1 pseudogene is annotated in these 401 nt (G+C 34.2%); it reads right to left on the bottom strand.

The annotated features are described in order from the left end of the window. Positions 1 to 12: 12 nt before the first annotated feature. Positions 13 to 401 (bottom strand): annotated as a pseudogene (locus KDL01_RS47355) (NAD(P)H-binding protein); the annotation flags it as partial.

Here is a 401-nt window from a genome sequence, read left to right on the forward strand (position 1 = left end):
ATTCAATGGTATTTACGACTTTTTATCATCTTTGGTGTAACTCATAAACTCTCCATTGATTTGTTTATGTTGCAGTGTTTGGATACGACATTTCGTATCAAAGCCACGAATAAGCATTTGGTAAAATGTCACTTGAATCATATATGCAATCGGCCAAATTGCTCGTGGAATATAGTCGAATAAATGTACAATAATCCAATTAAATTGAGGAATGTATCTAAATTCAACACATGCGCATTTCCCTTCTTTTGTATATGAAATTGAACTCTCTTTCGCCACGAGTCGATAGTAGTGCTCATCAATGCGTTCTAGCTCAAATTTAAACAAAAGTTTGTTGTTTTTCTTCTTATAAAACTTAAAACAATCCCCTTCTCTAACGATCTTAGCGCGTGTTCCAGTAG

This window comes from Actinospica durhamensis (assembly GCF_018139695.1).
Classification (GTDB): Bacteria; Actinomycetota; Actinomycetes; order Streptomycetales; family Catenulisporaceae; genus Actinospica; species Actinospica durhamensis.